Here is a 501-nt window from a genome sequence, read left to right on the forward strand (position 1 = left end):
GTGAAACTTGCGTGACACTCCCACCAAAACCCCGATCTGGAAGGCCATCGCCGACGCACTTCGCAGCGATATGGCCGAAGGGCGCTATGGCCCGGGTGATAAGCTGCCAACCGAAGCGGCACTGGCAGAGCGGTTCGGTGTGAACCGCCATACGGTGCGTCACGGCATCTCGGCCCTTGTGGATGAGGGCCTAATCCGAACGCGCCGGGGCGCGGGCGCTTTTGTGGCGGCCACGCCCACCGATTACCCCATCGGGTCGCGGGTGCGATTCCATGAAAACCTCATCGCTGCTGGTCGCAGACCAGAAAAGAGGGTGCTTCATGTTGAAGAACGGGCAGCGACCGAGGGCGAGGCCACCGCGCTGACTGTTTCACCCGGTGATCAGATCTGTGCGTATCACGGCCTCTCATTGGCGGACGGGCACCCGATTGCCGTGTTCGAAAGCATGTTTCCTCTTGATCGACTGCCAGGCATCTGCGCAGAGCTACAAGACACCAGCAG

General features: G+C 61.7%; 1 protein-coding gene. It reads left to right on the forward strand.

Annotation, left to right across the window (positions count from 1 at the left end; all coding sequences use genetic code 11):
- Positions 1–7: 7 nt before the first annotated feature.
- A partial coding sequence (locus ACR0JX_RS19750; RefSeq protein ID WP_480545538.1) for a GntR family transcriptional regulator occupies positions 8–501 on the forward strand: 494 nt, incomplete at its 3' end.

The sequence above is a fragment of the Ruegeria sp. AH7 genome, assembly GCF_056541325.1.